Genomic DNA, 24047 nt, shown 5'->3' on the forward strand with positions numbered 1-24047 from the left:
CCGGCCGAAGGCTGGGGGCCATCGGCGACCGACGACAACGCGGCGAGGTGCGTGCCCTGGCGTCGCGGGCCTGGCCTGATCCACAAGACACGCCCCAGCGCACAGAACCCGAGGCCGCCCGCCCGCGCGCTGGGGGGCAGCGGCGGGCCGGCGGCCTCGGGTGGTCAGGCGGGTACCCGGCGTCAGCGGGTGGTGGGGATGAGGGTGGCGCAGAGCTCGCTCTGCGTCACGTTGCCCGACTTGGCGAGGTAGTCGAAGTACAGGCGGTCACCGGTCCTCGGGCCGACGATGCCGTCCGGCTGGAGGCTGCGGTTGGCCTGGAAGTCGGTCAGCGCCGTGTAGGTGGCCGTGCCGTACTTCCCGTCGACGTCGATGTTGTAGCCGGCGTCCCGCAGGCCCATCTGCACGCAGGCGACGGCGTCGCCGCGCTGGCTGGGCTTGATGTACGGAACGCCCGGGTCGGCGTGCGCGACGCCGCCGAGGGTGGCGACGGCGAGGCAGGCCGCGCCGGCGGTGACGGCACCGCGCTTGAACAGGTTCGAGAGCATGGAAGTCCCCCAGGTGGAGTTTCGAGTCGCCCGAGCCACCGTGGCGGGGGACCGCGCCTGGTGGGGCGACGGTCCCCGCTTCCGGGCACGGCTCACGATCCACGGCCCGTCAGTCGTCCCGCCAGGGGATGCGCGTCCCTGGGACGTCCCATCCCGGGGCGGCCCGCCGGCCCGCCCCGGGCCGAGGGGCCGTCAGCGGGCGCCGAGGTGGTCCGGGGCCGGGCGCGGCGCCGCGACGGGCCGGCGGGCGTCGGCGTCGGCACCGGGCGCGGTGGCCGGGGCGGGCCGCAGCGGCCACCAGAGGCTGCGGCCGAGCAGGGCGGCCAGGGCCGGGACGGTGACCAGGGACAGCACCAGCGCGGAGAGCAGGATGCCGAGGGTCAGCGAGAAGGCGACCTGTTCGCTGCCCGGGGTGGTGGCCAGGGTCGCGAAGGAGCCCGCCAGGACCAGGCCCGCGGTGGCGACGGCCGGGGTGGTGTGCCGGACGGCGCGGGCAACCGCGGCCCGGGCCGAACCGGGCCCGTGCATCTCCTCGCGGATCCGGTCGGTGATCAGGATGTTGTAGTCGGTGCCGAGGGCGACCACGAACAGGAACAGCACCAGCGGGAGGGTGAAGGAGACGCCGGGCCGGTCCAGGCCGTGCTGGAACAGCAGGGTGGCGGCGCCGAGGGTGGCGGCGAACCCGAGCCCGACCGAGAGCAGCAGGGCGACGGGGGCGAGCAGGCTGCGCAGGAGCAGCAGCAGGATCAGCGCGATCAGGGCGGCCGCGACCGGGAAGACCACGCGCAGGTCGCGGTCGACGGCGGTGGCGATGTCGGCGAAGATCGCCGCGGTGCCGCCGACGTGGGCCTCGGTGCCGGCCGGGGTGTGTGCGGCGACCGCGGCGCGGACCGGGCCGGAGGCCAGGTCGCGGGCCCGCTGGCTCTGCGGGTCGGCGTTCAGGAAGAGGTCGATCCGGGCGGCGCGGTGGTTGTCGGCGAGGACGGTCCGGCCGACCTGGCCGACGCCCTCGACCCCGGTCAGGGCACGGGCGAGGCCGTCGAAGCGGCCGGCATCCAGGGTGCCGCCGTCCTTGGCGGCCAGGTAGACGGTGGTCGGGTCGGAGACGCCGGCCGGCAGGGCGCGGGAGATCTCCGCCGCGGTGGCCGCGGCCGCGGTGGTGGTGTCGTCGGCCTGGCTGTAGTCCATCCTGAGCCCCACCGTGCCGGCGGCCAGCGTGCCGAGCAGGACGACCGAGCCGAGCAGCAGCGCCAGCGGCCGGCGGGCGACGAGTTCGCCGAGGCGGGCCGCGAGGCCGGGGCGCGGCACCCGCCGCAGGCTGCGGGAGGGCCAGAACATCTTGCGGCCGCAGGCGGCGAGCAGCGCGGGCATCAGGGTGAGGCTGCCCAGCAGCATCACCAGCACGGCGACGGCGATGGCCGGGCCGAGCGAGCGGAACTGGCCGAAGCTCGCCACGCCCAGGGTGGCGAAGGCGGCGACGATGGTCAGCGCGGCCGAGGTGATCGCGGTGCCGACCCGGCCGGACACCTCGGCGGCGGCCTGCCGGGCGGGCTGCTCGGGCCGGGCGCGCAGCTGCTCGCGGAACCGGAAGAGCAGGAACAGCAGGTAGTCGACGCCGATGCCGAGCAGCACCACGGAGATCAGGCCCGGGGTGGAGGCGTCCAGCTTGAGGCCGGTGAGGGCGGCCGCACCGGCGACGGCGCCGGTGGCCGCCCCGCCGATCACGGCGACCGCGAGCAGCGGCAGCACGGCGGCCAGCACGCTGCGGAACACCAGCACGTTGAGCAGCACGATCAGCCCGGTGAGCAGGGCGCTGCCGACGGTCGCGGCGGTGCGGTTGGCCTCGGTGGTGTCGGAGAGCTGGGCCAGGCCGCCGGTGTAGCCGGTGCGCATGCCGATCCCGTCGAACTGGGCGCGGGCTTGGTCCCGGAAGGCCCGGAAGACGCCCTGGACGCCCTCGTCGGAGGCGTTGCCGGTCAGTTCGACGGTGAGCAGTTCGAAGGTCCGGTCGGGCGCCACCGTGGCGGGGGCGACCCGGGGCGTCTGGGAGTGGTCGGTGACCAGGGCCGCCGGCTCGTCCTCCTTCCGGGGCATGGTGACCCGGCGCTCCGCCAGCTTGGCGGCCCCGGCCTCGACGTTGCGCTGGTCGTCGGCGGTGAGGACCTTGCCGTCGGTCCGGGCGACCAGCACGGTGACGGTGGTGGCGTCGGGCTTGACCCCGAAGTCCCGCTCGGCGATCCGCAGTGCGGCGGCCGAGTCGTAGCTGCGCGGCAGGAACTCCCCGCTCTGGGACTGGGTCACCCGGCCCATCAGTATCGGGCTCAGGACGGCGAGCCCCATGCCCACCACCGCCCACAGGGCGATGACCTTCCAGGCGTGTCGTGCGGAGAATCCGGTCAGTGCGCGGATCACTGTTCCTCCGGTCTGTGGACGCGAACGTCGGCCTCGGCGCCGGGGGTTCCCGGCCTGTTCCAAGACCATCAGCCGCGGGGGTGCCGGGGCGTCCGGGCAGCGGAGGATCCGCCCGGGGGCCCGCGCTCCCCCCGCCCGGGCCGGGACCGGGACCGTGCTCCTGGTCCGGTCCCCTGCTCCTCCGCCCGGAGGAGCACGACCGGACCGGCCGACCGGTGCCAGAATGGGGCGTCAGCGCTGGTCGGCCGGGAGGAGACAGATGGACGGGCGTCAGCGCCCCGAGGCGGGCACGGGTACGGACGGGCCGCCGGAGGACTGGACGGACCGCCTGCCCTGGACCCGGACGGACGCCCTGGTGGCCATCGGGGCCGGCACCCTGGACCTGCTCGGCTACCTGCTCCTCGGCCAGCTGAACGACAGCAGCAGCATGTCCGTGCCGGGCTTCGCCGTGGTCGTCCTGGCCGGCCTGCCGCTGCTGGCCCGGCGCAGCCGCCCGGTGCCGGCGCTGGCCGCCGTCCTGGTGCTCCAGGCGACGGCCGACCTGCTCTCCCCGAGGGGCCCGCACTTCGGCGCGGTGCTGATCGTCGCGCTGTACTCGGTCGGGGTGAGCCGACGCGTCCCGGTGACCGTGGCCGCCGTGGTCGTGACCTCGGTGACCACCACGCTGAGCCAGCTGCGCTTCGACGCCCCGATCTGGCCGCAGCTCCTCGCCGACCCCGTGGCCGCCGTCCTGGTGGGCGCGGCCGGTCTGGCGGTGGCCCGCTGGCAGCGCGAGGTGGCCGCCAACCGGCGGCTGCTGGCGGACCGGGCGGTGGCCGACGAACGCCGCCGGATCGCCCGGGAGCTGCACGACATCGTGGCCCACCACATCACCACCATGCAGCTGATGGCCGGCGGCGCCCGCGCCAACCTCGGGGACCAGGAGGTGGTCCGGGACGCCCTGGTCGTGCTGGAGTCCTCGGGCCGGCTGGCGCTGCGCGAGATGCGCCAGTTGCTGAACGTGCTGCGGACCGGGGACGAACCGGACGCCGCCCCGCCGCTGCCCCAGCCCGGGGTGGCGGAGCTGGACCGGCTGGTGGACGAGTCCCGGGTGGCCGGGCTGCCGACCGAGTTCACCGTCGACGGGCCCCCGCGCCCGCTGCCGCCGACCCTCGGACTGACCGTCTTCCGGACGGTCCAGGAGGGCCTCACCAACGCCCGCAAGTACGCCGGCCCCGCCCGGGCCACCGTCCGGCTCGCCTACCACCCGGACCGGGTCACCGTCGAGGTGCGGGACGACGGCGGCGGCGCGCCCCCGCCGGAGCCCACCGGCCGGACCGGGTACGGCCTGCTCGGCATGCGCGAGCGGGTCGCCCTGCACGGCGGAACCCTCACCACCGGTCCACAGCCGGGCGGCGGCTTCGCCGTGATCGCCGAACTCCCACTGACCGACGCCGAGTCGGCCGAGGCGGCCGTCCAGCACGGGCAGCTGGCGGCGCGATGACCGACCGCACCGCCGCCGGTCCCACCGGCACCGCTGACACCACCGGCACCGCCGGAACCGCTCCCGCGATCCGGGTGCTCCTCGTGGACGACCAGCCGCTGGTCCGCCGCGGCCTGTCCCTGATCCTCTCCCCCGACCCGTCCCTGACCGTGGTCGGCGAGGCCGAGGACGGCGAACAGGCCGTCGCCGCCGCCCTCCGGCTGCGCCCCGACGTCGTGGTGATGGACATCCGGATGCCCGTGCTGGACGGCGTCGGCGCGACCGAGCGGCTGGCCCGGGAGCTGCCCGGCTGCCGGGTCCTGGCGCTGAGCACCTTCGACATGGACGAGTACGTGGTGGCCGCGCTGCGCGCCGGTGCCCACGGCTTCCTCCCCAAGGACGTCTCCCCGGAGGAACTGGGCGCGGCGATCCGGACGGTGCACGGCGGGGAGGCGGTGGTCGCCCCCCGGCTGCTCACCCGGCTGATCTCGGCCTACGTCCGGGCACCGGCCGCCGCCACCCCGCCGCCGGCCGTCGCCACCGGCGAACTCACGCCCCGGGAGGTCGAGGTGTGGCGGCTGATCGCCACCGGCCTCGACAACGCCGCGATCTCGCTGGCCCTGGAGATCAGCCAGTCCACCGTGAAGAACTACATCACCAGCATCTTCGGCAAGCTCGACGTCCGGGACCGCGCCCAGGCGGTGATCGCCGCCTACGAGTCCGGCCTGGTCACCGCCCGTACGGGCGACGGCGACCGGGCCGGACCGGGCACCAACTAGTCCAGGCTCTTGAGGAAGTCCAGCAGCGCCTCGTTGACCTCGGCCGGGCGCTCCTGCTGGGTCCAGTGGCCGGTGTCCGGCAGCCGGAGGTGCCGGTGCAGCCTGGGCAGCCGGCCCAGCAGGTAGGCCAGCGCCTCCGGCGGCACCATCGCGTTGACCAGGTCCTGCTCGCCGGCGATGTACAGCGCGGGCACGTCGACCGTCACGCCGTTGAAGGCGGCCAGCAGTTCGGCGTTGCGGTCCAGGTTGCGGTACCAGTTGAGGCCGCCGGTGAAGGCCCGCTCGCCGTGGGTCGCGTAGTCGGCCTCGAAGGCGTCGAGGTCGGCCTCGGTGAGCCAGGCCGGCAGCCGCTCCGGCTCCGGGACGGTGTCCAGCAGCTTCTTGCCCTCGGGGACGATCCACGGGCGCGGCCTGCCGTCGGGCTGGATGCCGCACAGGATGCGCCGCAGACTGGTCCGGACGTCAGCGGCCAGCTCGGCGTCCGCCCGGCCGGGCTCCTGGAAGTAGATCTGGTAGAAGCCCTCGCCCCAGTTCTCCCGGGCGGCCGGGAGCGGCGGCGGGCCGCCCAGCGGCAGCGGCGGCACGCTCAGCCCGGCGACCCCGCGCACCAGGTCGGGCCGCAGGGCGGCGGTGGCCCAGGCCACCGGCGCGCCCCAGTCGTGCCCGACCACCACGGCCCGCTCGGCGCCCAGCGCGCCGATCAGCGCCGTCGCGTCGCCGACCAGGTGGAGCAGGGTGTACGCGTCCACGGCCGCCGGCTGCGCACTGCGGGCGTAGCCGCGCTGGTCGGGGGCGACCACCCGGTACCCGGCCGCGGCGAGCGGCGCGAACTGGTGGCGCCAGGAGTACCAGCTCTCCGGGAAGCCGTGCAGCAGCAGGACCAGCGGCCCCTCGCCCTGTTCCGCGAGGTGCAGCCGGACACCGTTCACCTCGATCTCGCTGTGCTTGATCGCCTCGTTCAACTCCCGCTCCAGTTCCGGTAGATGGGTAGGTGGGTCAGCTCTGAGCCTCCTGCCCGGCTCCACCGGCCGCCAACCCCGGCGGTTCCGCCACCCGCCGGGTGCGGCCGGGAGCACCGGGCGCGGCACGTTCCGGAGCACCGGGCGCGGCACGGAAGCAGCCGAGGCCGCCCCGGAACTCCGGGACGGCCTCGGCCTCAGGCTGTTGCGCTGAACTGGTTGAGCGTCAGTTCACCGTGTAGCTGTAGGGGATCGCCGCGAGCACCGCACCGGTGGTGCCGAGGCTGTTGTTGGCGGTCGGCACGAAGGTCGGGCCGGACACCAGGTAGAGCAGACCCTTGACCGTGCTGCCCTTCGGGCCGGTCGGGGTCACGGTCACCTGCAGCGAGCCGGTGGCGCCGGGGGCGACGGTCACCGGGGCGGCGGCCGGGGCCGTGGCGTTCACCGCGGCGGCGTACGGGTCACCGGTGCTGGAGGTCAGCGCCGGGTCGAACGCCAGGGTGTGCGCGGTGGCGCTGATGTTGGCGGTGCCCTTCGGCGCGCCGGCGGGACCGAACGGGCCGATCTGCTGGACGAAGGTGCCCCAGGCACCGGGGACGATCGGCTGCTCGGCGCTGCCCTTGGAGGTGGCGACCGAGATGGCGGAGCCGTCCTGGGCCTTCTTGAGGTCACCGAAGAGGTCCGGCGAGGCGGTGGTGGCGCTCAGCTCGATCTGCGCCGGCGTCGAGGACGCCGCCACGGCCTTGAGCTGGTCGGTGCTCGGCGGCACCAGGAAGCTCGGCACCGAGGAGGTCAGGCTCAGCGGCAGGTTGACGCTGGCCGAGGCACCCTGCGGGACGAGCGGCAGGTCGACGCGCTTGTCGAGGCGGCCGTCGGCCGCGATCGACTGGGTGGCGACCGTGTTGTTGGTGTAGTCGACCTTGACGGTGACCGGCTTGCCGGCCGCCAGCTTCGTCTTCGGGTCGTTCGGCAGACCGGCCGCGGTGGCCTGGTTCTGGTTGAACGCGATGCTGCCGGCGAAGTCCTGCGCGAGCTGCTGGCCGCTGACCGGGCCGAGCACGTTCAGGACGAAGCGCCAGTGGCCCTCGGCCGGGTTGATCGTGGTGGCCGAGACACCGTTGCCGGCGCCGGTCAGGTTGCCCTGGGCGTCGAACAGCGTGTTGCCCTCGATGTCGACCGGGGTGCCGTTCGGGCTGATCAGGGCGCCCTGCATGAACAGGTTGGCGTCCTTGCCGACGGTGACGCCGACCCGCAGGTCCTTCTGGCCCTTCGGGACGTCGAAGCCGTAGGCGAACATCTGCGTCGGCGAGGAGCCGCGGCCGTTGCCACCGGTGATGGTGCCGGTGAAGCTGCCCTTGCCGTCCTTGACCGGGACGAGGCTGCGCAGCACGACCGGGACGCTGGTGGTGTTGCCGTTCGAGCTGGAGACGAGGACCGCCTCGCTGCTGTCACCGCTGGTCGCCGGGGTGGTGAGCTGGACCTTGAGGGTCTTGGTCTCACCGGGCTTGAGCTCGGTGGTGTTCGGGCTCACCGCGCCGGCCGGGACCGCGCGCTGGGTGGAGGTGCCGAACTGGACGTCGCCGGTGTAGCCGGCCTTGCCCGCCGGGGTGTACATGATGGCGGTCCACTCACCGGCCACCGGGTGCGGGACGTCGACCAGGCCGAAGTTGGCCGGGGTGGCGCCGCCCTGCGGACGGGTGTTGGTCTCGAAGCGGCCCGACGGGTCGAGCAGCGTCATGCGGACCACGGGGCCGTTGGTGACCGGGTTCGGGCCGCCGTGCCAGGCGATCGACGCCGCGAGGCGGTCGGCACCGGCCGGAACGGTGAACTTGACCTGCTTCTGCACCCAGGTGGCACCGTTGGTGGCGTACTTGAAGGTGTCGGTCGAGGCCGAGTCCAGCTTGACGACCTGCTGGTTGGTGGCCTGCGGGGCGAAGCTGCGGGTGGTGGCGCTCACCGACTGCGGCTCGTCACTGGTGTTGGTGACGGAGACGTCGGCGGTGTGGGTCGAACCGGGGGTGCCGGAGATGCTGACCTGGCCGGTGTTGACCACGACGGTGCGGGCACCGTCGGTGCCGTCGCCGTCGTCGTAGCCGCGGGCGGCCTCGACGGCGGCCCGGACGTTGAGCAGACCGGCGCCCTGCTCCTCGGCGGGGACGCCGAGGTCGGTGGCGGTGCCGGTGAGGAACTTCTTCACCAGCGCCGGGGACGGCGAGTCGCCGCCGTGGGTGTCGCGGTAGGCCTGGATGACCAGGGCCGCGGCACCGGTGACGAACGGGGCGGCCTGGCTGGTGCCACCGAAGGGCTGGATGTTCGAGCCCTTGCCGTTGAAGTTGGTGCAGTCCGCGTACTTGGTGGTGTCGGCGGTGCACAGCGCCCAGTCCGACTCGCCCGGGGCCACCAGGTCGAGGGTCCGGCCGGCCATGGTGAAGCCGCCCGAGGAGAGCGCGGAGATCCGGCTGTTGCTCCAGGTCTTGTTGGAGAACTTGGAGGCCGCGTAGCCGGTCTGCTGGTAGTTCTGGTTGTCCGTCGACGCGCCGACCGAGATCACGTACGGGTCGGTGGCCGGGGTGCCGATGGTGCCGCTGATGCCGGCGTCACCGGTGGAGACGGCGACGGTGACACCGGCCTTGACGGCCTGCTCGTTGAAGAGCGCGATGGTGTCGTGGGCGCCGCTGTCCGGGGTGACGTTGCCGCCGAAGGACTCGTTCAGCACGTCCACGTGGGCGACCCGCACCGCGTAGTCGATGGACTGCAGGATCGACGAGTTGGACATCATCTCGCCGCCGGCCTTGAGGGCGACCAGGTCGGCGTCCGGGGCGAGGCCGCGGATCTTGATGTTGCAACCGGCCGGCAGCGGGTGCGAGGCGTTGACGAACTGCGAGACGTCGTAGGTCTGACGGCCCTGGGCGATGACCGCCGAGGCGTCGCCGAAGGCCTCGGCGCCACCGCTCGGCGCCTCCCAGCCCTCACCCGAGAAGTCCTGGTGGTCGACCACGGCGTGCGAACCGTCGGCCCGGATGAAGTCCGGGTTGTTCGGGTCGAGCGCGTCGGCGATGTAGGCGACCTTGACGCCCTTGCCGGTGGCCAGGTTCTCCACGCCGGGGTTGCCGTTGCCGCTGTAGGCCCGGACCGAGTAGAGGCCCTCGGGCTCCAGCAGCGGCTTGGACGGGTCGGAGGGGCAGACCGTGTTGGTCGCGTTCTCCTGGGAGCCCTGGCCGTTGCTGCCCGAAACGGCCTGCGAGGCGTCGCCGGACTTGCCGGAGGCCGTGGCCGCGGTGTCCGCCTTCTTGGCCGTGGTCGAGGCGACCGGGGCCACCTGGACCTGAGCGTCCGGGACGACGGCGGCGACCGCCGGGTCGGACAGCAGCGAGGCGCGCAGCGCCGGGCTGACCGTGGCGGAGAAGGCGTTGCCGACCACGAAGCTCTTGACGTTGGAGCCGCCGTTGGCCTTGACCTTGTCCAGCAGCGGCTTCTGCGCGCTGGCCGTCTTCTGCTGACGGGCGCCGAGGTGACCGTGGTCGGCCGGGGCGTCCGCTATCTGGTCCTTCAGGATCACGATCACCGGTGCCGGCGACCCGTCCGAGGACGCCGCCTGGGCGTTCTGCGGATCCTGGGTCGGGGCTGCGCTCGCGATGGTCCCGAGGCTCAGGACCATGGACGCGGCGGTGACGGTGACGGCGGCTGCTAGCTGGGTCTTGCGCCAGCCGATCAATGGACATCCTTTCGTCTGATGAGACGTCAGGTTGCACGATCCAGCCTACGCGAATCCTGGTCGGACGCGTGGTTGCTCCGGACCGCGCGTCCCGACAGCGGTCGCATTCCAGCGCATCCGGCACGACCACGACAAGGGGTTAAAACCCCATCAGAAAGTAAAAATGACCATCAGAAAGTAAAATACACAGTATAAATCCGGCCGTCATCGCCCCTTTTTCACCGATCAGAGCCGGTCAGGGACGGTCAAAACAGGCTGCCGCAGCCACAAAAACGTCAGTGGCGGACTCCGGTCACTGGCGGAACATCGCCACCCCGCCCACCTGCTGCCTCTTTGTCGACACCGCGACTCTTCTTCCCCGTCGACGGCCCTCGAAACAAACAATGCCCGGCAAGCAGAACGGACGGGGCGGCCGGAGAGTTCACCCCAGTCGTTCCCGGGCGTCCGCCAGGTCCTCGGCCGTCGGGGCGTCGTCCTGGGTCAGCCGGTGGCGCCAGTAGCCGGTGAAGTCGATGTCCGACTTCGGCACCCCGTACTCCTCCACCAGGCAGCGGCGCAGTACCCGCACCGCGCCCGCCTCCCCGGCCAGCCAGGCGAAGGGCCGCCCGGCCGGCAGCACGCCACCCCGGAACGCGGAGGCCAGCAGGGCACCCGGGGCCGCGCCGTCGCGGTGCAGCCAGCGCACCTCCAGTTCGGCGCGGGTCGCCAGCTCCTGACGCTCCGCCCGGTCCGCGACCTCGATCCAGGCGTACGCCCGTACGCCCTCCGGCAGGGCCTCCAGCAGCGTCGCCACGGCCGGCAGGGCGGTCTCGTCGCCGGCCAGCAGCACCCAGTCGGCCGCCGCCGCGGCCTGGGCGAACGGGACCGGCGGGGCGTACAGCGCGGAGGGCCCGACCATGCCGAGCCGGTCCCCCGGCGCGGCCCGCAGCGCCCAGGCGGCGGCCGGGCCGGTGTCGCCGTGCAGCACGAAGTCGATCTCGATCCGCCGGGTGCCGGGGTGCCTGCGGCGCAGGGTGAAGCTGCGCAGCACCGGGCGGTCGGCCTCGGGGATCGCCAGGAAGGCCTGGTACCAGCCCATCGGGTCGTCCTGCTGCGCGGGCAGCGCCGGCTCGCGCCGGCCCGGGCGCGGGAAGCAGAGCTTGAGCTGCTGGTCGGGCGTGCCGCCCACGGTGTCGTCCAGGGCCTGCGCCTCGAAGACGACCCGGGCGGTGCGCGGCGTGATCCGGTCGACCGCTACGACCTCGATGAAGGTGACGGGCAGAGTCATCGCGTAACCCCTCGCTGGACGGAATCCTGATAACTTACGGCATAAAGAGTCGCTCCCGCGAGGATACTTTACGCCATAAGGAGATGTGGGGATGACCGTCTACGCCGGGCAGGGAGACGCCCACCGCTCGCTCGCCCTGCTGTGGGGGCAGCCCGGGGAACCCCGCACCGGGCGCAGCGGCCCGAAACCGGGACTGAGTGTGGACGCGATCGTGTCCGCCGGAATCGCGGTGGCCGACGCCGAGGGAATGGCCGCCCTGTCGATGCGCGCCGTGGGCGAACGGCTCGGCCGCACCGCGATGGCGCTCTACACCTACGTGCCCGGCAAGGCCGAACTGCTCGACCTGATGCACGACCGGGTGCTCGCCGAACTCCCCGCCGAACTCCCGCCCGGACCGGCCCAGTTCGACAACTGGCGGGCCGCCGTCACCGCCTGGGCCGAGGAGTTGTACGCCTGCTACCTGCGCCACCCCTGGGTGCTCCAGGTCTCGCAGGCCCGCCCCGTCCTCGGCCCGGCCGAACTCGCCACCATGGAACACCTGTTGACCGCGCTGCAGCCCGCCGGCCTGCCGCCCGGGCGGCTGCGCGGGGCGGTCGCGGCGCTCTGGCAGTTCGTCCGCGGCACGGCCGCCACCACCGCCGACGCCCGCGGCGCGGCGGCCGCCACCGGCATCACGGACGAGGAGTGGTGGACCACCCGCTCCGCCCGGCTCGCCGAACTGGCGCCGGACTTCCCCCGGCGCTTCCCCCTGCTGACCGCCCTCCAGAGCGCGGCCGGCGCCGCCCCCGGGGACGAGGACCGGGACGCCTTCCGCAGCGGCCTGGCCGTCCTGCTCGACGGGGTGGCCGCGGGCACCGGCGCCTGAGTGCGCCCGAGTGCCCGAGTGCCCGAGTGCCTGAGTGCCTGAGGCGCCGGGCCGGGAGACGGGCCCGGGCGCTACCCCCGCCGGGCCGCGGGGATCGCCAGCAGGGCGCCGAGCACCAGCAGTACGGCGTACCCGGCGGTCTCGTGGCCGTCCGGCACCAGGAAGCGGACGAAGCCGAACAGCCGGAAGCCCCCGAGGTGGTCGGCCAGCAGGCCGGTGCCACCGCCCAGGATCAGGACGAAACCGAGGTAGCCGAACAGGTTCTTCATGCCCCCGAGCCTAGGAATCCGCGGTCCCGCACCCAACCGACTTTCGGTGCGACCGGCGTTGACCAAAGTCGCACCCCGCCCTCCCTCCGGACGGAGCAGCAGGCACGGCGGCCCGACGGCTGCGCCGGTACGTTCGCGGTGTGCAGCCAAAGCGTGTGCAGCGGAAACCGCAGCAGAAACCACCGACCGTCGCCAGGGTCGCGGCCGCCTCCGCCGCCTCCGCCCTGGTGCTCGCCGTCGGCGCCCCGGCGGCCCTCGCCCAGGACGCCGCCTCCACCGTCGGCGGCGAGCGGCTCGGCCGCCCGGCCGTCCAGGTCGCGCCGCTGGCCGGGGCACCCGCCCTGCCCGCCGAACTGACCGGCCGCTCCTGGCTGATCGCCGACGCCGGCACCGGCGAGGTGCTCGCCGCGCGCGACGCCCACCGGCCGATGCCCCCGGCCAGCACCCTCAAGATGCTGTTCGCGGACACCGTGCTGCCCAAGCTCGACCGCGCCACGGAGCACCAGGTCACCACCGCCGAACTCGCCGACCTCGGCGTCGGCAGCAGCCTGGTCGGCGTCAAGGAGAACCTGCCGTACCGGGTCGAGGACCTCTGGCGGGGCGTCTTCCTCAGCTCCGGCAACGACGCCGTGCACGTCCTGGCCCACATGAACGGCGGCGTCCAGCAGACCGTCCGGGAGATGCAGGCCCGGGCCCAGTCCCTCCAGGCCCTGGACACCAAGGTGGTCTCCCCCGACGGCTACGACATGGACGGCCAGGTCTCCTCCGCGTACGACCTCACCCTGTTCGCCCGCGCCGGGCTGCGCAACGCCGACTTCCGGTCCTACTGCGCCACCCGTACCGCCCGCTTCCCCGGCGGACTCGACAAGACCACCGGCCAGCGCACCGCCTTCGACATCGCCAACACCGACCGGCTGCTCGGCAAGTACCCCGGCCTGATCGGCGTCAAGAACGGCTACACCACCAACGCGGGCGCCACCTTCACCGGCGCCGCCGAACGCGGCGGCCGCACCCTGCTGGTGACCGTGATGCACCCCGAGGCGCAGGGCAAGGTCTACGACGAGGCCGCCAGCCTGCTGGACTGGGGCTTCGCCGCGGCGGGCAAGGTCCAGCCGGTCGGGCAGCTGGTCGAGGACCTCGCCGCGCCGAAGGGCACCGCCGCGGGCGGCGCGCCGGGCACCCCCGCCGCCCCGTCCGGCGGCGCCCCGCAGGCCGCCGCCGACAGCGAGGCCGACCTGCCGCCCTGGTCCCGCACGCCCGTCCTCGACGGCAACGACTCCGTCCTCGCCCCCGCCCTCTGGACCGGCGCCGCCGTCGCCACCGGGCTCGCCGTCTGGGGCACCGCCCGCGGCTCCGCCCGGCGCCGCGCCGCCCTCGCCGCCGCCCGCACGGCCGCCGGCCCCGCGTCCACCGGCCCCGCGTCCACCGGCGGCGGGACCGGCACTGGCCTCCGCACCGGCCGCGGCACCGGCGCCTCCCGGATCGGCGCCACCGGCGTCGGCAGCCGCGCCGGCCGCCGCCTCACCCGCCGGGCCCGAGCCCTCCTCCGCGGCACCCGCCCGCGCCGGGACGGCTGACCCGCGAAAGCTCCCCTAGACTTCCGGCCATGACCACGCCCGACCCCGCCGCCGCGGCCCGGCTCGCCCGGATCGTCAGCCTCTCCTCCGGCAACTACCTGCTCGTCACCACCTACAAGAAGGACGGCACGCCGGTGCCGACCCCGGTGTGGGTGGTCCGGGACGGGGAGGCCCTCGGCGTCTGGACCGTCGCGGACTCCTGGAAGGTCAAGCGGATCCGCAACCGGGCCGACGTCCTGGTCGGCCCCTGTGACGTCAAGGGCCGCCCGACCGGCGACCAGTACCCGGCCACCGCCGAACTCCTCACCCCCGAGCGCACCGCCGCCTACCGCACCCTGCTGCGCCAGAAGTACGGGCTGCTCGGCGTGCTCACCCTGCTCGGCAGCCGGCTACGGCGCGGCGAGCGCGGCACCATCGGCATCCGGATCACCCTGACGGACTAACGGACGGCACCCTCCTGAACCGCGCCCTCCTGAGCGGCGCCCTCGCGCGAGCGGACCGCCGGGCCGGGGCGCGGCTGCGACGTGGCAGGCTTGACCGCCATGGAACATGACGAGGCCGCGCCGCCGCCCCTGCTGGTGGTGGACGGCGCGAACGTGGTCGGCTCGGTCCCCGACGGCTGGTGGCGCGACCGGCGCGGCGCCGCCGAACGCCTCCGGGACGCCCTGGTCGCCGTGGCCGCCCGGGGCGTGCCGGAGCACCCCGGCCCGCTGGAGGTGGTGCTGGTGGTCGAGGGCGCGGCCCGGGGCGTGACCGGACTGCCGGAGGTCCGGGTGGTGTCGGCGGCGGGCAGCGGGGACGACCGGATCGTCGAGCTGGTCCGCGAGGCCCGCGCCGGGGCTCCGGCCCGGGCCTGCCTGGTGGTCACCGCCGACCGTGAACTACGGGCTCGGGTGGGCTTGTTGGGAGCGGAGGTCACGGGCCCGCGGAGCGTCCGGCGCTGAACCGGGGGTCGGCGGCGCGTCCCGTTGCCTACCGGCCCTGGGCGACGAACCGGCTGAGGAGGTCGTGCAGTTGGCCCCGCTGCTCGGCGTCCAGGACCACCAGGAGTTCCGCCATGGCGCCGCGGAACAGCTCCCCCGCTTCCCGCAGGCTCCGCTCGCCCTCCTCCGTGATCCGGATCCCGTAGGCCCGGCGGTCGTTCGGGGTGCGTTCGCGCCGCAGCAGGCCCCGGCGCTCCAGGTCGTCGACGATTCGCACCAGGGTGGACTTGTCGATGCCGAGCGCCGCGCCCAACTCCCGCTGGCTGCGCGCCTTTCCGTCCCGGACCGCAGTGAGCACGCCGGCGTGCTGCAGCTCGATGCCGGTCGGCCGGGCGGCCTGGTTGGCCTTGGCGCGGGCGAGTTGGTGGGCGCGGTACATCAGCAGTCCGAGGGCGGCCGGATCGCCGGCGCCGCCACCGCCGGGGTCAGCATGACCGGCCCCGACCTGCGGGAGGTCACCGAGATCGAGCTGCCCCCGGACGCCGCGGGCATCACCGTCGACCGGCTCACGCTGCGCCGGATCATGCTGCGGGGCCTGGCCGAAGCGACCCGCTTCGGCGCGGACTTCGCCCGCTACGAGCTGCCGGCGGACGGCACCGTACGGGCATTGCTCACCGACGGCACCACCGCCGAGGGCGACCTGCTGGTGGCCGCGGACGGGGCCGGCTCCGCCGTCCGGCGCCAGCTGCTGCCGGACTTCCGGGTCACCGTGCGGGACAGCCGGATCATCTACGGCCGCACCCCGCTGACCGACCCCGTCCGGCGGCTGACGCCCCCGGCCGCCCTGGCCGGCTTCCTGGGCGTGGTCGGCCCGGACGGCCGGCAACTCGCCCTGGCCGCACAGCACTTCCGCCGCGACCCGGCCGAGTTCGGGCTGCCGCCGGCCGCCGACTACGTCATGTGGGGCATGACCGCGCCGGCCGCCGTCTTCGGGCACCCCGGGCCGGAGTTCTTCCGGCTCGGCGCCGCCGAACTGCTGGCCCTGGCGGAACGGGCCGTCGCCGACTGGCACCCGTCCCTGGGCGCGCTGATCCGGCTCGGGGAGCCCGGGTACGTGGTACCCGCGGGCATCCAGACCTCCGAGCGCCCCGAACCGTGGCCGCCGGTGCCCGTGACCCTCGTCGGTGACGCGGCCCACCCGATGGCCCCGGTCGGGATCAGCGCCGGAGTCGCCCTCCACGAGGCCGGGCTGCTCGCCTCCCGACTGCTCCCCGACGTGCCCCTGCTCGACGCCGTCCGCTCGTACGAGACGGAGATGCTCGACCACGGCTTCGCCGCGGTCGCCACCGCCACCCGCCACCACGGCGGCGACCGGTCGGGGTGAGCGTGCGGCCCGGGACCGGGGTGCGGAAGCAGCTCAGCCGGTCAGCGAGTCGACCGGCGGGCGGACCTGGAGGGCGTTGATGCCCCAGTGGATCGACGGGTCCGAGGTGTGCACGGTGAACTGGAAGTCCCGGCCGGGACGGGCGGGGATCTGCACCGAGCCGACGCCGACCGAGTCCACCGGGCACTGCACCGTGAAGTCGGCCGGGGCCAGGCCGCCGACGTGGACCTGCACCGAACCGCCGCCCTGGCAGCCGACGGTGATGTCGATCGGCAGCGACTCGATCGCCGAGGCGGTCACCGCGCCGCCGTTCCCGATCCAGTCCGGAATCGAGAACATGGTGTCCTCGTCCGGGGTGGGCGGCAGGATCTGGCCCGTCCCGGGCCGGCCGTACGGCTCACCCGCCGCGGGCCCGTCGGCCGGCTGCGCCCACGCCGCTCCGGCGAACGCCACCGAGGCCCCCAGCACCGCGGCCGCCACGGTCAGTGCGCGCGTCTTCTTCTGCTTCGTCGTCAGCATCGTCATCCCCCCGGATGTCGTCATCCGTGCCGGTCCTCGGCACGCAGACGATCGTACGATGCCCGAACGGCAGTGGCGATCGTGACGAACGCCACCCGATCGGCCCAGGAGGTTCGGGAACCAACCGCTCCGGCCGTCCGACTGCTGGGGGGTGAAGGCGAAATCGCCGGGAGTCCGGCCGTTGAGTGTGCTGGTGGGGTTCGCCCTGCTGCTGGTGGTGGTGTTCGTGGTCTCGTACGCCGTAGGGCGGCAGGCGGGGCCGGTGGCTCCGGGGCTGACGCCGAGCCGGGGCGGCGGTTCCTCGCCCGGCATGGGCGGGCACGACATGGGCGGGATGCGGTGAGCCCCGTCGCGGGGGTGGACACCGGGGAGCTGGTGTCCACCGATCTGGCGGTCGGCGGGATGACCTGCGCGGCCTGTGTGGGCCGGGTGGAGAAGCGGCTGGGCCGGATCGACGGGGTGACGGCCGGGGTGAACCTGGCGACCGGCCGGGCCCGGGTGCTGCACCCGGCCGGGGTGTCCGTGGACGAGCTGGTCGCGGCCGTCGAACGGGCCGGGTACACGGCCGAGTTGGCGGCCTCCGGGGTGCTCGGCGGCTTGCCGGAGGAGGAGCCGGACGAGCGGCGGCGGCTGCTGGTCACCGCCCTGCTGGCCGTCCCGGTGCTGGCCCTGTCGATGGTGCCGGCGCTCCAGTTCGACGCCTGGCAGTGGGTCTGCTTCGCGCTGGCCGTGCCGGTGGTGACCTGGGGGTCGGCCGGCTTCCACCGGCGCGCCCTGCAGGGGCTGCGGCACGCCGCCGCGACCATGGACACCCTGGTCAGCCTGGGTGTGGTGGCCTCCTTCGGCTGGTCCGCCTACGCGCTGTTCCTGGGCGGGGCCGGGGAGTTGGGCATGCGGATGCCGTTCTCGCTGACCGCCGACGGCGGCGGCGCGGCGCACGTGTACCTGGAGGCGGCGGTCGGGGTGCCGCTGTTCGTGCTGGCCGGGCGGCTGCTGGAGGGCCGGGTGCGCCGCCGCAGCGGCTCCGCGCTGCGGGCGCTGGCCGAGCTGGGCGCCAAGCAGGTGTGCGTGCGGGCGGAGGACGGCGAGGAGCGTCTGATCCCCGTCGAACTGCTGCTGCCCGGGCAGGAGTTCGTGGTGCGGCCGGGCGAGCGGGTGGCCACCGACGGGGTGGTGGTGGAGGGCGGTTCGGCGCTCGACCTGAGCCTGCTGACCGGGGAGAGCGTGCCGGTGGAGGTCGGCCCCGGGGACGCCGTGGCCGGGGCGACGGTGAACGTCGGCGGCGCGCTGGTGGTGCGCGCCACCGCCGTCGGTGCGGACACCCAACTGGCCCGGATCACCGCCCTGGTGGCCGAGGCCCAGGCCGGCAAGGCCCGGGCGCAGCGGCTGGCGGACGCGGTGGCAGGGGTCTTCGTGCCCTGCGTGCTGACGGTCGCGGTGTGCGTCCTGGGCTTCTGGCTGGGCGCGGGCGCGGCCCCGCAGGCGGCCGTCACGGCGGCGGTCGCCGTCCTGGTGGTGGCCTGCCCGTGCGCGCTGGGCCTGGCCACCCCGACGGCGCTGCTGGCCGCGACCGGGCGCGGCGCCGAGCTGGGCGTGCTGGTGCGCGGCCCCGAGGTGCTGGAGAGCCTGCGCCGGGTGGACACCGTGGTGGTGGACAAGACCGGCACGCTGACCACCGGCCGGATGGAACTGGCGGCGGTGACGGTCGCCGAGGGGTGCGCCGAGACGGAGGTGCTGCGGCTGGCGGGCGCGGTCGAGCACCGCTCGGAGCACCCGATCGGACGGGCCGTCGCGGCCGCCGCCCGGGAGCGCTGCGGGGCGCTGCCCCCGGTGGACGGCTTCGCCGCCACCACCGGCCTCGGGGTGTCCGGCACCGTCGAGGGCCGCCCGGTCCGGGCCGTCCGGCCGGACGGCAACGGCGGCGGCGACGGCAACGGCGGCGGCGGCAGCAAGGGCAACGGCAACGGCAACGCGCTGCCCCCGGAGCTCGCCGCGGCGGTGACCGCGGCCGGGGCGGCGGGCCGCACCGCCGTCCTGGTGGAGCTGGACGGCCGGCCCGCGGCCGTCCTGGCGGTCGGTGACACCCTGCGCTCCGGCAGCTGGCGGGCCCTCCACCGGCTGCGCGGGATGGGCCTGGAGACCGTCCTGCTGACCGGGGACGGCCCGGGCGCGGCCCGGGCGGTGGCCGCCGAGCTGGGCATCGAGCGGGTGCACGACTCGGCCTCGCCCGAGCGCAAGGCCGAGGTGGTGGCCGAACTGCGGGCCGCCGGACGGACGGTGGCGGTGGTCGGCGACGGCGTCAACGACGCGGTCGCGCTCGCCTCGGCCGACCTCGGGGTGGCGCTGGCCTCCGGCAGCGACGCCGCGATCGGCGCGGCCGGGCTGACCCTGGTGCGCGGTGACATCGAGGCGGTGGTGGACGCCGTACGGCTGGCCCGGCAGACCCTCGCCACGATCCGGGCCAATCTGCTCTGGGCCTTCGGCTACAACCTGGTGCTGATCCCGCTGGCGGCCGTCGGGCTGCTGAACCCGATGCTCGCGGCGGTGGCGATGTCGCTCAGTTCGCTGCTGGTGGTGGGCAACAGCCTCCGGCTGCACACCTGGGAACCGGGGCGCGGGCGGGCGACGGGGAGCCTGGCGACCGGACGCGGCAGGGCGGGCACCCCGAGGACGGCAGGCCGGGCGAAGGGCGGTCCGCGGTGAGGATACCCAGGCCGCTCGACCGGCTGAGGACCGTCGGCCCGCCGGTCGGCGCGGCGGCGCTCGTCCTGGCCCTGCTCAGCGGCTGGACGGCGGTCGGCGGCGCCGGCGGCCCCCGCCGGGTGGAGGCCGGCCCCGGCTGGGTGCTGCTGCCCACGGCCGGCGCGGCCACCGCCACCGCGGCCTTCTTCACGATCCGCAACCCGGGTGACGTACCCGACGAACTCACCGGCGCCGAATGGGAGTTCGGCGGAACGATCACCCTCAAGCGGCACCTGCACCAGGGCGCGGCGGGCCGCTGGGAGCCGGCCCCCGCCCTGCCCGTCCCCGGTCGGGGCGAACTGGCGATGTCCCCCGAGGACTCCGACCTGATGATCCCCGCCCCGCCCCCGCTCCGGCCCGGCCAGTCGGTGGGCTTCACCCTCACCTTCCGGCACAGCCCGCCGCTGCACCTGACCGCCGAGGTCCGCACGGCGGCGGACCGGCCGCGCTGAGCCGACCGGCCCGGTGCCGGGAAGCCCGCGCGCTCCCCGGCACCGGGCCGGGCCCGTTCAGCCGAGCGTCTCCTCGACGGCCCGCCGGGGCGTCGCCGCACCGGGCGGGCCGTACCCGACCCGCAGCACCAGCTGGACGTGCCCCGGGCCGGCGGCCGGGTCGCGCAGCGCCCAGCGGAGGTCCGGCCACTCGAGCGCCTGGTGCCAGACCGTCAGCCGCACCCCGTGCGCGGTGGCCAGCAACCAGACCCGCTCCAGCGCCTGCCCGGCGCGCAGCCAGTCCAGCGGGCCGTCACCGGGGGTGGTCAGGGTGACCAGCTGCGGCAGCGCCTCGAACCGCCGCTCCGGCCCGACCGGCGGCGCGGGCGGCGCGCCGGGGGTTGCTCCGGGGGTCGTGCCGTACGGCGGGCGGCCCGCGAACCGGCGCATCGGGACCCTCGCATCGCGGTCCTGGGAGCCGAGCGCCTCGTACGGGATGCCGTCGGTGGCCTCCCCCGGCGGGCGCAGCCACGCACGGCTCTCGGCCACCCGGGCCGGGTCGTCCTCGCCACGACGCTCCGCCTCGGCGGTCAGCGCCAGCACTCGCCGGACGCCGTCCTCCTCCAGGACGGCCGCCACCACGCCCTCCTCCGCGGCGGCCGTGAGCAGCTCGCCGAGCACCGCCTCGGGCACGTCCCGCTGGGCGAAGGGCTCGCGGCTGGAGCGGCGGGCGGCGACGGCCGGGTGGAGGTCGCGGCCGAAGGGCAGGCGTTCGCGGGCCGGCGCGGAGAGGTCGAGCAGAGCCAGCAGGCCGGGCTCGGCGGGCTCCGGGAGCAGCCGGACCACCGCCTCGCGGCCGAGCTGCCCGGCGGCCACCCGCAGGTTGAACACGGCGGCGCCGACCGCGATGTGCAGCGCCGCGCCGACCGGGTCGGCCAGCGGCACCGCGCGGGAGGGGTCGGCGTGGACGGCGAGCCCGCGGCCGTCCGGGGTAGGTGCGAAGCGCCAGGGCTGGCTGTTGTGGAGCGACGGCGCCGCGCCGCCCGCCGCGGCGAGCAGGCGCAGCTCCGCCGGGGTGAGCGTCGGGGTCGGAACCGGGGTGCGCATCATGGCGATCAACTCCTCACGACCGTCCGTCGGTCGACGACCTCGACCGCGGAGTCCTCGCTGCTTCCGAGCGTGCGCGCCACGCCCCGGCGGGGGCCAGTGCCGAAAGCCCCGCCTCCGCCGGGTCGTCCGTCACCCGTGCGGGACGACCGCCACCGGGGCCTCGGCGTGGTGCAGCGCCGCGTGGGCGATCCGGCCGAGCCGGGGGCCGAACTCGACCGGGCGGCGGCGCCGGCCCACGACCACCAGCCCGGCCCCGGCGGATGCCTCCACCAGGCCGCGCGCGGCGCCCAGCCGGACGTCCTCGACCACCTCGACCCCCGGGTGCTGCTCGCGCGGCCCGGCCAGGGCGAGCGACAGCAGCTTCGCCTCCAGCGCCTCCAGCTGGGCGACCTCCCCGGCCGGCACTGCCCCGCCCGCGTAGCCGAACAGCGGCGGCAGGTCCCAGCCGTGCACCGCCCGCACCGCGACGCCGCGCAGGGCGGCCTCCTGGAAGGCGAAGGCGAGCACCTCCTCCTCGGGCGCGTGGGCGTCCACGCCGACCACCACCTCGCCGGACCCCGCCCCCTCGGCGCCCGGCCCGGCCTCCCGCACCACGACCACCGGCGTGCCGCTGCGCCCGGCCACCGCCATGCTGACCGAGCCGAGCAGCAGCCCGGTGAAGCCGCCGCGTCCGCGCGAGCCGAGCACCAGCAGCTCGGCGTCGGCGGCGGCCGCCACCAGCCCGTCCACCGGGGCGTCCAGCACCGTGTCGGTGTCCACCACGAGCTCCGGCCGGCGCTGCCGGACGGCGTCCGCGGCCTCGGCCAAGGTGCGCTCGGCGGCCGCCGGGAGGTCGTCGGGCCCGGCGTAGGAGGACACCCCGTCGGTCAGCCACGGCCAGGCGTGCACCAGCCGCAGCGCCGCCCCGCGCCGCCGCGCCTCCTCGGCCGCCCACTGAGCGGCGGCGGTGCTCGCCGGCGAGCCGTCGACTCCGGCCACCACGGTTGACGTCATGACGGTTCCTCCACTGTCTCGGCACCGGAGACGGTGCGCACTGACGCCCCGTCCGCTCTGCTTCCACCCTGTGGTCCGCCGACGGCCCGCCGCCAGAGGCCGCAAGCCCCCCGCCCACAGGACGAAAGACCCCCCGCCGAACAGTACGGGCGACCCCGGCCGCCACCGCGCCGACACCCGGGCACTACGGTTCGTACCGAGCGTTCCCGCTGGTCGGACGGCCCCGGTTCGGCCCGGTCGGTGGGGGTCGACGGGTCAGGGCGGGCAGGAGGAGGACAGCGGTGGGCGGAGCGGACGGCAGCGCGGCGGGTGGCGGCGCACGGATGCCCCGGCTGCGCCTGGACGAGCTGCTGGAGGAGCTCCAGTGGCGGATCGACGCGGCGCGCGGCACCCAGAACCGGGTGCACAGCCTGCTGGAGGCCGTCCTCGCGGTCGGCCGGGAGCTGGACCTCGCCCAGGCGCTGCACCGGATCGTGGAGGCCGCCGTCGACCTGGTGGACGCCCGCTACGGCGCGCTGGGCGTGATCGGGCCGGACGGGCACACCCTGTCGCAGTTCCTGACGGTCGGTCTGTCCGAGGCGGAGATCGAGGGGATCGGCCCGCCGCCCTCCGGCCGGGGCATCCTCGGCGAGCTGATCCGCCATCCGCGGCCGCTGCGCTGCCCGGTGCTGTCCGAGCACCCGGCCTCGGCCGGCTTCCCGGCCGGCCACCCGCCGATGCACACCTTCCTGGGGGTGCCGGTACGGGTGCACGGCGAGGTGTTCGGGAACCTCTACCTGACCGACAAGCGCGGCGGGCTGGACTTCGACGAGGACGACGAGGCGGTGATCGCCACCCTCGCGGTCGCCGCCGGGGTCGCGATCGACAACGCCCGGCTGTACGAGGAGGCCCAGCTGCGCCAGCGCTGGCTGCGGGCGAGCGCCGAGATCACCCGCAGCCTGCTCTCGGGCGCCCCGCGCCTGGAGGTGGTGGAGCTGATCGCCCGCCGGGCCGGGGAGATCGCCGGGGCCGAGCTGGCGGACGTCTCGGTGGCGCTGGCCGGGCCGGGAGAGCGGGCCGAGGAGCTGGCGGTGGAGGTCGCGCTCGGCGCCGAACCCGCCGCCCGGCTGGGGGTGACGGTGCCGGTGGACGGCACGCTGTCCGGCGCCGCGTACGCCTCCGGCTCCCCCGCCACCAGTGACGACCTGGCCGCCGACACCCGCTTCCCGGCCGGTCCGGCGGGCCGCTTCGACGGGCTGGGCCCGGCCGTCGCGGTGCCACTGGGCACCGGCCCCGGGTACGGGCGGGGCGTGCTGCTGTTGGCCCGGGCGCAGGGGCGACCCGCCTTCGGGCCGGAGGAGACCGGCCCGCTGCTGGGCTTCGCCGACCAGGCGGCGCTCGCCCTGGAGCTGGCCGAACGGCGGCGCGACGCCGAGCAGTTGAACCTGCTGGAGGACCGCGACCGGATCGCCCGGGACCTGCACGACCTGGCCATCCAGCGGCTCTTCGCCACCGGGATGACCCTGCAGAGCGCGACCCGGCTGATCGAGAGCCCGGCCGCCGCCGACCGGGTCGCCCGGGCGGTGGCGGACCTGGACGAGACCATCAAGATCATCCGTTCGACCATCTTCGGCCTGCGCGCCCACAGCGAACCCGACCGCGGCCTGCGCGCCCGCGCCACCCGGGTGGTCACCGAGGCCCAGGGGCCGCTCGGCTTCGCACCCCGGCTCAGCCTGGAGGGGCTGCTGGACACCGACGTCCCGCAGGAGCTGGCCGAGCACGTGGTCGCCGTGCTGGCGGAGGCGCTCAGCAACGCCGCCCGGCACGCCCGGGCCGGCCGGGTCGAGGTCACCCTTCGGGCCCTGGCCGGGCGGGTGGTGCTCACCGTCACGGACGACGGCACGGGCATCCCCGAGGGCGGCCGGCGCAGCGGGCTGCGCAACCTCGCCGAACGCGCCGAGCGGGTCGGCGGGGCCTTCACCCACGGCCCGGCGGACGACGCGGGCGGCGGCACCCGGCTGGTGTGGGAGGCCCCGCTCGGGTCCTGACCGGCGGTGCCCGCACCCGGCGCTCCCGTACCCGCCGCTCCCGTATCCGGGCAGGCCCGCCGCCG

At 75.4% G+C, this 24047-nt stretch carries 21 protein-coding genes; 11 read left to right on the forward strand and 10 right to left on the reverse strand.

Translation table 11 applies throughout. The annotated features are described in order from the left end of the window. Window positions 1-182 precede the first annotated feature (182 nt). Window positions 183-548, reverse strand: coding sequence for a peptidoglycan-binding domain-containing protein (locus ACZ4W5_RS30480; protein WP_465658140.1), 366 nt, complete (start codon window positions 546-548; stop codon window positions 183-185). Between the two features lie 192 nt (window positions 549-740). Next, on the reverse strand, window positions 741-2960 hold the full coding sequence (locus tag ACZ4W5_RS30485; RefSeq protein ID WP_465658142.1) for an MMPL family transporter: 2220 nt from the start codon (window positions 2958-2960) through the stop codon (window positions 741-743). 259 nt (window positions 2961-3219) lie between these two features. On the opposite strand from ACZ4W5_RS30485, the gene ACZ4W5_RS30490 reads away from it, so the two are divergent. Both ACZ4W5_RS30490 and ACZ4W5_RS30495 read left to right on the forward strand, forming a co-directional pair. Continuing rightward, a complete protein-coding gene (locus ACZ4W5_RS30490; RefSeq protein ID WP_465658144.1) occupies window positions 3220-4443 on the forward strand; it encodes a sensor histidine kinase in 1224 nt (407 codons plus the stop codon). Beyond that, window positions 4440-5201 (forward strand): response regulator transcription factor, encoded by a 762-nt coding sequence (locus ACZ4W5_RS30495; RefSeq protein WP_465658146.1) that lies wholly within the window; start codon window positions 4440-4442, stop codon window positions 5199-5201. The genes ACZ4W5_RS30490 and ACZ4W5_RS30495 overlap by 4 nt, the downstream gene beginning before the upstream one ends. On the opposite strand, the gene ACZ4W5_RS30500 is transcribed toward ACZ4W5_RS30495, so the two are convergent. The 3 genes from ACZ4W5_RS30500 to ACZ4W5_RS30510 all read right to left on the reverse strand — a co-directional run bounded on the left by ACZ4W5_RS30500 (window position 5198) and on the right by ACZ4W5_RS30510 (window position 11142). Then, window positions 5198-6163 carry an alpha/beta fold hydrolase gene (locus ACZ4W5_RS30500; protein WP_465658148.1) on the reverse strand — a complete coding sequence of 322 codons (966 nt, stop codon included), beginning with the start codon at window positions 6161-6163 and terminating at the stop codon, window positions 5198-5200. The genes ACZ4W5_RS30495 and ACZ4W5_RS30500 overlap by 4 nt on opposite strands. 223 nt (window positions 6164-6386) lie before the next feature. Further along, entirely contained in the window at window positions 6387-9875 is a 3489-nt protein-coding gene (locus ACZ4W5_RS30505; RefSeq protein WP_360230491.1) for a S8 family serine peptidase, read from the reverse strand. 421 nt (window positions 9876-10296) lie between these two features. Then, window positions 10297-11142 (reverse strand): siderophore-interacting protein, encoded by an 846-nt coding sequence (locus ACZ4W5_RS30510; protein WP_465658150.1) that lies wholly within the window; start codon window positions 11140-11142, stop codon window positions 10297-10299. A 91-nt stretch (window positions 11143-11233) separates the two neighbouring features. Between ACZ4W5_RS30510 and ACZ4W5_RS30515 the strand changes: the two genes are divergently transcribed. Continuing rightward, a complete protein-coding gene (locus ACZ4W5_RS30515; RefSeq protein WP_465658152.1) occupies window positions 11234-12007 on the forward strand; it encodes a TetR/AcrR family transcriptional regulator in 774 nt (257 codons plus the stop codon). A 71-nt stretch (window positions 12008-12078) separates the two neighbouring features. Here the strand turns inward: ACZ4W5_RS30515 and ACZ4W5_RS30520 are convergent, their stop codons facing one another. Beyond that, window positions 12079-12276 carry a hypothetical protein gene (locus tag ACZ4W5_RS30520; protein WP_465658154.1) on the reverse strand — a complete coding sequence of 66 codons (198 nt, stop codon included), beginning with the start codon at window positions 12274-12276 and terminating at the stop codon, window positions 12079-12081. Between the two features lie 140 nt (window positions 12277-12416). On the opposite strand from ACZ4W5_RS30520, the gene ACZ4W5_RS30525 reads away from it, so the two are divergent. The 3 genes from ACZ4W5_RS30525 (at window position 12417) to ACZ4W5_RS30535 (ending at window position 14797) form a co-directional block, all read left to right on the forward strand. Next, on the forward strand, window positions 12417-13853 hold the full coding sequence (locus ACZ4W5_RS30525) for a D-alanyl-D-alanine carboxypeptidase family protein (protein ID WP_465658155.1): 1437 nt from the start codon (window positions 12417-12419) through the stop codon (window positions 13851-13853). A 29-nt stretch (window positions 13854-13882) separates the two neighbouring features. Next, window positions 13883-14296: a PPOX class F420-dependent oxidoreductase gene (locus tag ACZ4W5_RS30530; RefSeq protein ID WP_360230483.1), complete on the forward strand. Its 414-nt coding sequence runs from the start codon at window positions 13883-13885 to the stop codon at window positions 14294-14296. Between the two features lie 99 nt (window positions 14297-14395). Then, the gene (locus ACZ4W5_RS30535; protein WP_465658157.1) at window positions 14396-14797 is read left to right on the forward strand and encodes an NTP pyrophosphohydrolase; all 402 of its coding nucleotides are present in this window, start codon (window positions 14396-14398) and stop codon (window positions 14795-14797) included. A 28-nt stretch (window positions 14798-14825) separates the two neighbouring features. Here ACZ4W5_RS30535 and ACZ4W5_RS30540 read toward each other — a convergent pair whose 3' ends face one another. Continuing rightward, a complete protein-coding gene (locus tag ACZ4W5_RS30540; protein ID WP_465658159.1) occupies window positions 14826-15215 on the reverse strand; it encodes a MarR family winged helix-turn-helix transcriptional regulator in 390 nt (129 codons plus the stop codon). Between ACZ4W5_RS30540 and ACZ4W5_RS30545 the strand changes: the two genes are divergently transcribed. Further along, on the forward strand, window positions 15201-16160 hold the full coding sequence (locus ACZ4W5_RS30545; protein ID WP_465658160.1) for an FAD-dependent oxidoreductase: 960 nt from the start codon (window positions 15201-15203) through the stop codon (window positions 16158-16160). The two genes, ACZ4W5_RS30540 and ACZ4W5_RS30545, sit on opposite strands and share 15 nt — an antisense overlap. A gap of 33 nt (window positions 16161-16193) precedes the next feature. Here the strand turns inward: ACZ4W5_RS30545 and ACZ4W5_RS30550 are convergent, their stop codons facing one another. Continuing rightward, a complete protein-coding gene (locus tag ACZ4W5_RS30550) occupies window positions 16194-16703 on the reverse strand; it encodes a hypothetical protein (RefSeq protein ID WP_465658162.1) in 510 nt (169 codons plus the stop codon). Between the two features lie 157 nt (window positions 16704-16860). Between ACZ4W5_RS30550 and ACZ4W5_RS30555 the strand changes: the two genes are divergently transcribed. Genes ACZ4W5_RS30555 through ACZ4W5_RS30565 form a run of 3 tightly spaced genes read left to right on the forward strand, consistent with a single transcriptional unit; the run spans window position 16861 to window position 19873 of the window. Then, window positions 16861-17022 (forward strand): hypothetical protein, encoded by a 162-nt coding sequence (locus ACZ4W5_RS30555; protein ID WP_360230473.1) that lies wholly within the window; start codon window positions 16861-16863, stop codon window positions 17020-17022. A 59-nt stretch (window positions 17023-17081) separates the two neighbouring features. Next, window positions 17082-19382 (forward strand): heavy metal translocating P-type ATPase, encoded by a 2301-nt coding sequence (locus ACZ4W5_RS30560; protein ID WP_465658201.1) that lies wholly within the window; start codon window positions 17082-17084, stop codon window positions 19380-19382. After that, entirely contained in the window at window positions 19379-19873 is a 495-nt protein-coding gene (locus ACZ4W5_RS30565) for a copper chaperone PCu(A)C domain-containing protein (protein ID WP_465658163.1), read from the forward strand. Before ACZ4W5_RS30560 ends, ACZ4W5_RS30565 begins: the two co-directional genes overlap by 4 nt. Before the next feature lie 57 nt (window positions 19874-19930). Here ACZ4W5_RS30565 and ACZ4W5_RS30570 read toward each other — a convergent pair whose 3' ends face one another. Both ACZ4W5_RS30570 and ACZ4W5_RS30575 read right to left on the reverse strand, forming a co-directional pair. Continuing rightward, window positions 19931-20962, reverse strand: a complete 1032-nt coding sequence (locus tag ACZ4W5_RS30570; RefSeq protein WP_465658165.1) for an Acg family FMN-binding oxidoreductase — start codon at window positions 20960-20962, stop codon at window positions 19931-19933. 129 nt (window positions 20963-21091) lie between these two features. After that, the gene (locus tag ACZ4W5_RS30575; RefSeq protein ID WP_465658166.1) at window positions 21092-21955 is read right to left on the reverse strand and encodes a universal stress protein; all 864 of its coding nucleotides are present in this window, start codon (window positions 21953-21955) and stop codon (window positions 21092-21094) included. Between the two features lie 323 nt (window positions 21956-22278). On the opposite strand from ACZ4W5_RS30575, the gene ACZ4W5_RS30580 reads away from it, so the two are divergent. Next, on the forward strand, window positions 22279-23982 hold the full coding sequence (locus tag ACZ4W5_RS30580) for a sensor histidine kinase (RefSeq protein WP_465658202.1): 1704 nt from the start codon (window positions 22279-22281) through the stop codon (window positions 23980-23982). The last annotated feature ends 65 nt before the right edge of the window (window positions 23983-24047 follow it).

It is taken from the genome of Kitasatospora sp. NPDC029367 (assembly GCF_055569135.1).

Coding starts and splice junctions, on each gene's coding strand:
- ACZ4W5_RS30480 (WP_465658140.1), bottom strand. CDS start 548: ATGCTCTCGAACCTGTTCAAGCGCGGTGCCGTCACCGCCGGCGCGGCC.
- ACZ4W5_RS30520 (WP_465658154.1), bottom strand. CDS start 12,276: ATGAAGAACCTGTTCGGCTACCTCGGTTTCGTCCTGATCCTGGGCGGT.
- ACZ4W5_RS30490 (WP_465658144.1), top strand. CDS start 3,220: ATGGACGGGCGTCAGCGCCCCGAGGCGGGCACGGGTACGGACGGGCCG.
- ACZ4W5_RS30535 (WP_465658157.1), top strand. CDS start 14,396: ATGGAACATGACGAGGCCGCGCCGCCGCCCCTGCTGGTGGTGGACGGC.
- ACZ4W5_RS30540 (WP_465658159.1), bottom strand. CDS start 15,215: ATGTACCGCGCCCACCAACTCGCCCGCGCCAAGGCCAACCAGGCCGCC.
- ACZ4W5_RS30510 (WP_465658150.1), bottom strand. CDS start 11,142: ATGACTCTGCCCGTCACCTTCATCGAGGTCGTAGCGGTCGACCGGATC.
- ACZ4W5_RS30570 (WP_465658165.1), bottom strand. CDS start 20,962: ATGATGCGCACCCCGGTTCCGACCCCGACGCTCACCCCGGCGGAGCTG.
- ACZ4W5_RS30580 (WP_465658202.1), top strand. CDS start 22,279: ATGCCCCGGCTGCGCCTGGACGAGCTGCTGGAGGAGCTCCAGTGGCGG.
- ACZ4W5_RS30515 (WP_465658152.1), top strand. CDS start 11,234: ATGACCGTCTACGCCGGGCAGGGAGACGCCCACCGCTCGCTCGCCCTG.
- ACZ4W5_RS30575 (WP_465658166.1), bottom strand. CDS start 21,955: ATGACGTCAACCGTGGTGGCCGGAGTCGACGGCTCGCCGGCGAGCACC.
- ACZ4W5_RS30495 (WP_465658146.1), top strand. CDS start 4,440: ATGACCGACCGCACCGCCGCCGGTCCCACCGGCACCGCTGACACCACC.
- ACZ4W5_RS30550 (WP_465658162.1), bottom strand. CDS start 16,703: ATGACGACATCCGGGGGGATGACGATGCTGACGACGAAGCAGAAGAAG.
- ACZ4W5_RS30560 (WP_465658201.1), top strand. CDS start 17,082: ATGACCTGCGCGGCCTGTGTGGGCCGGGTGGAGAAGCGGCTGGGCCGG.
- ACZ4W5_RS30530 (WP_360230483.1), top strand. CDS start 13,883: ATGACCACGCCCGACCCCGCCGCCGCGGCCCGGCTCGCCCGGATCGTC.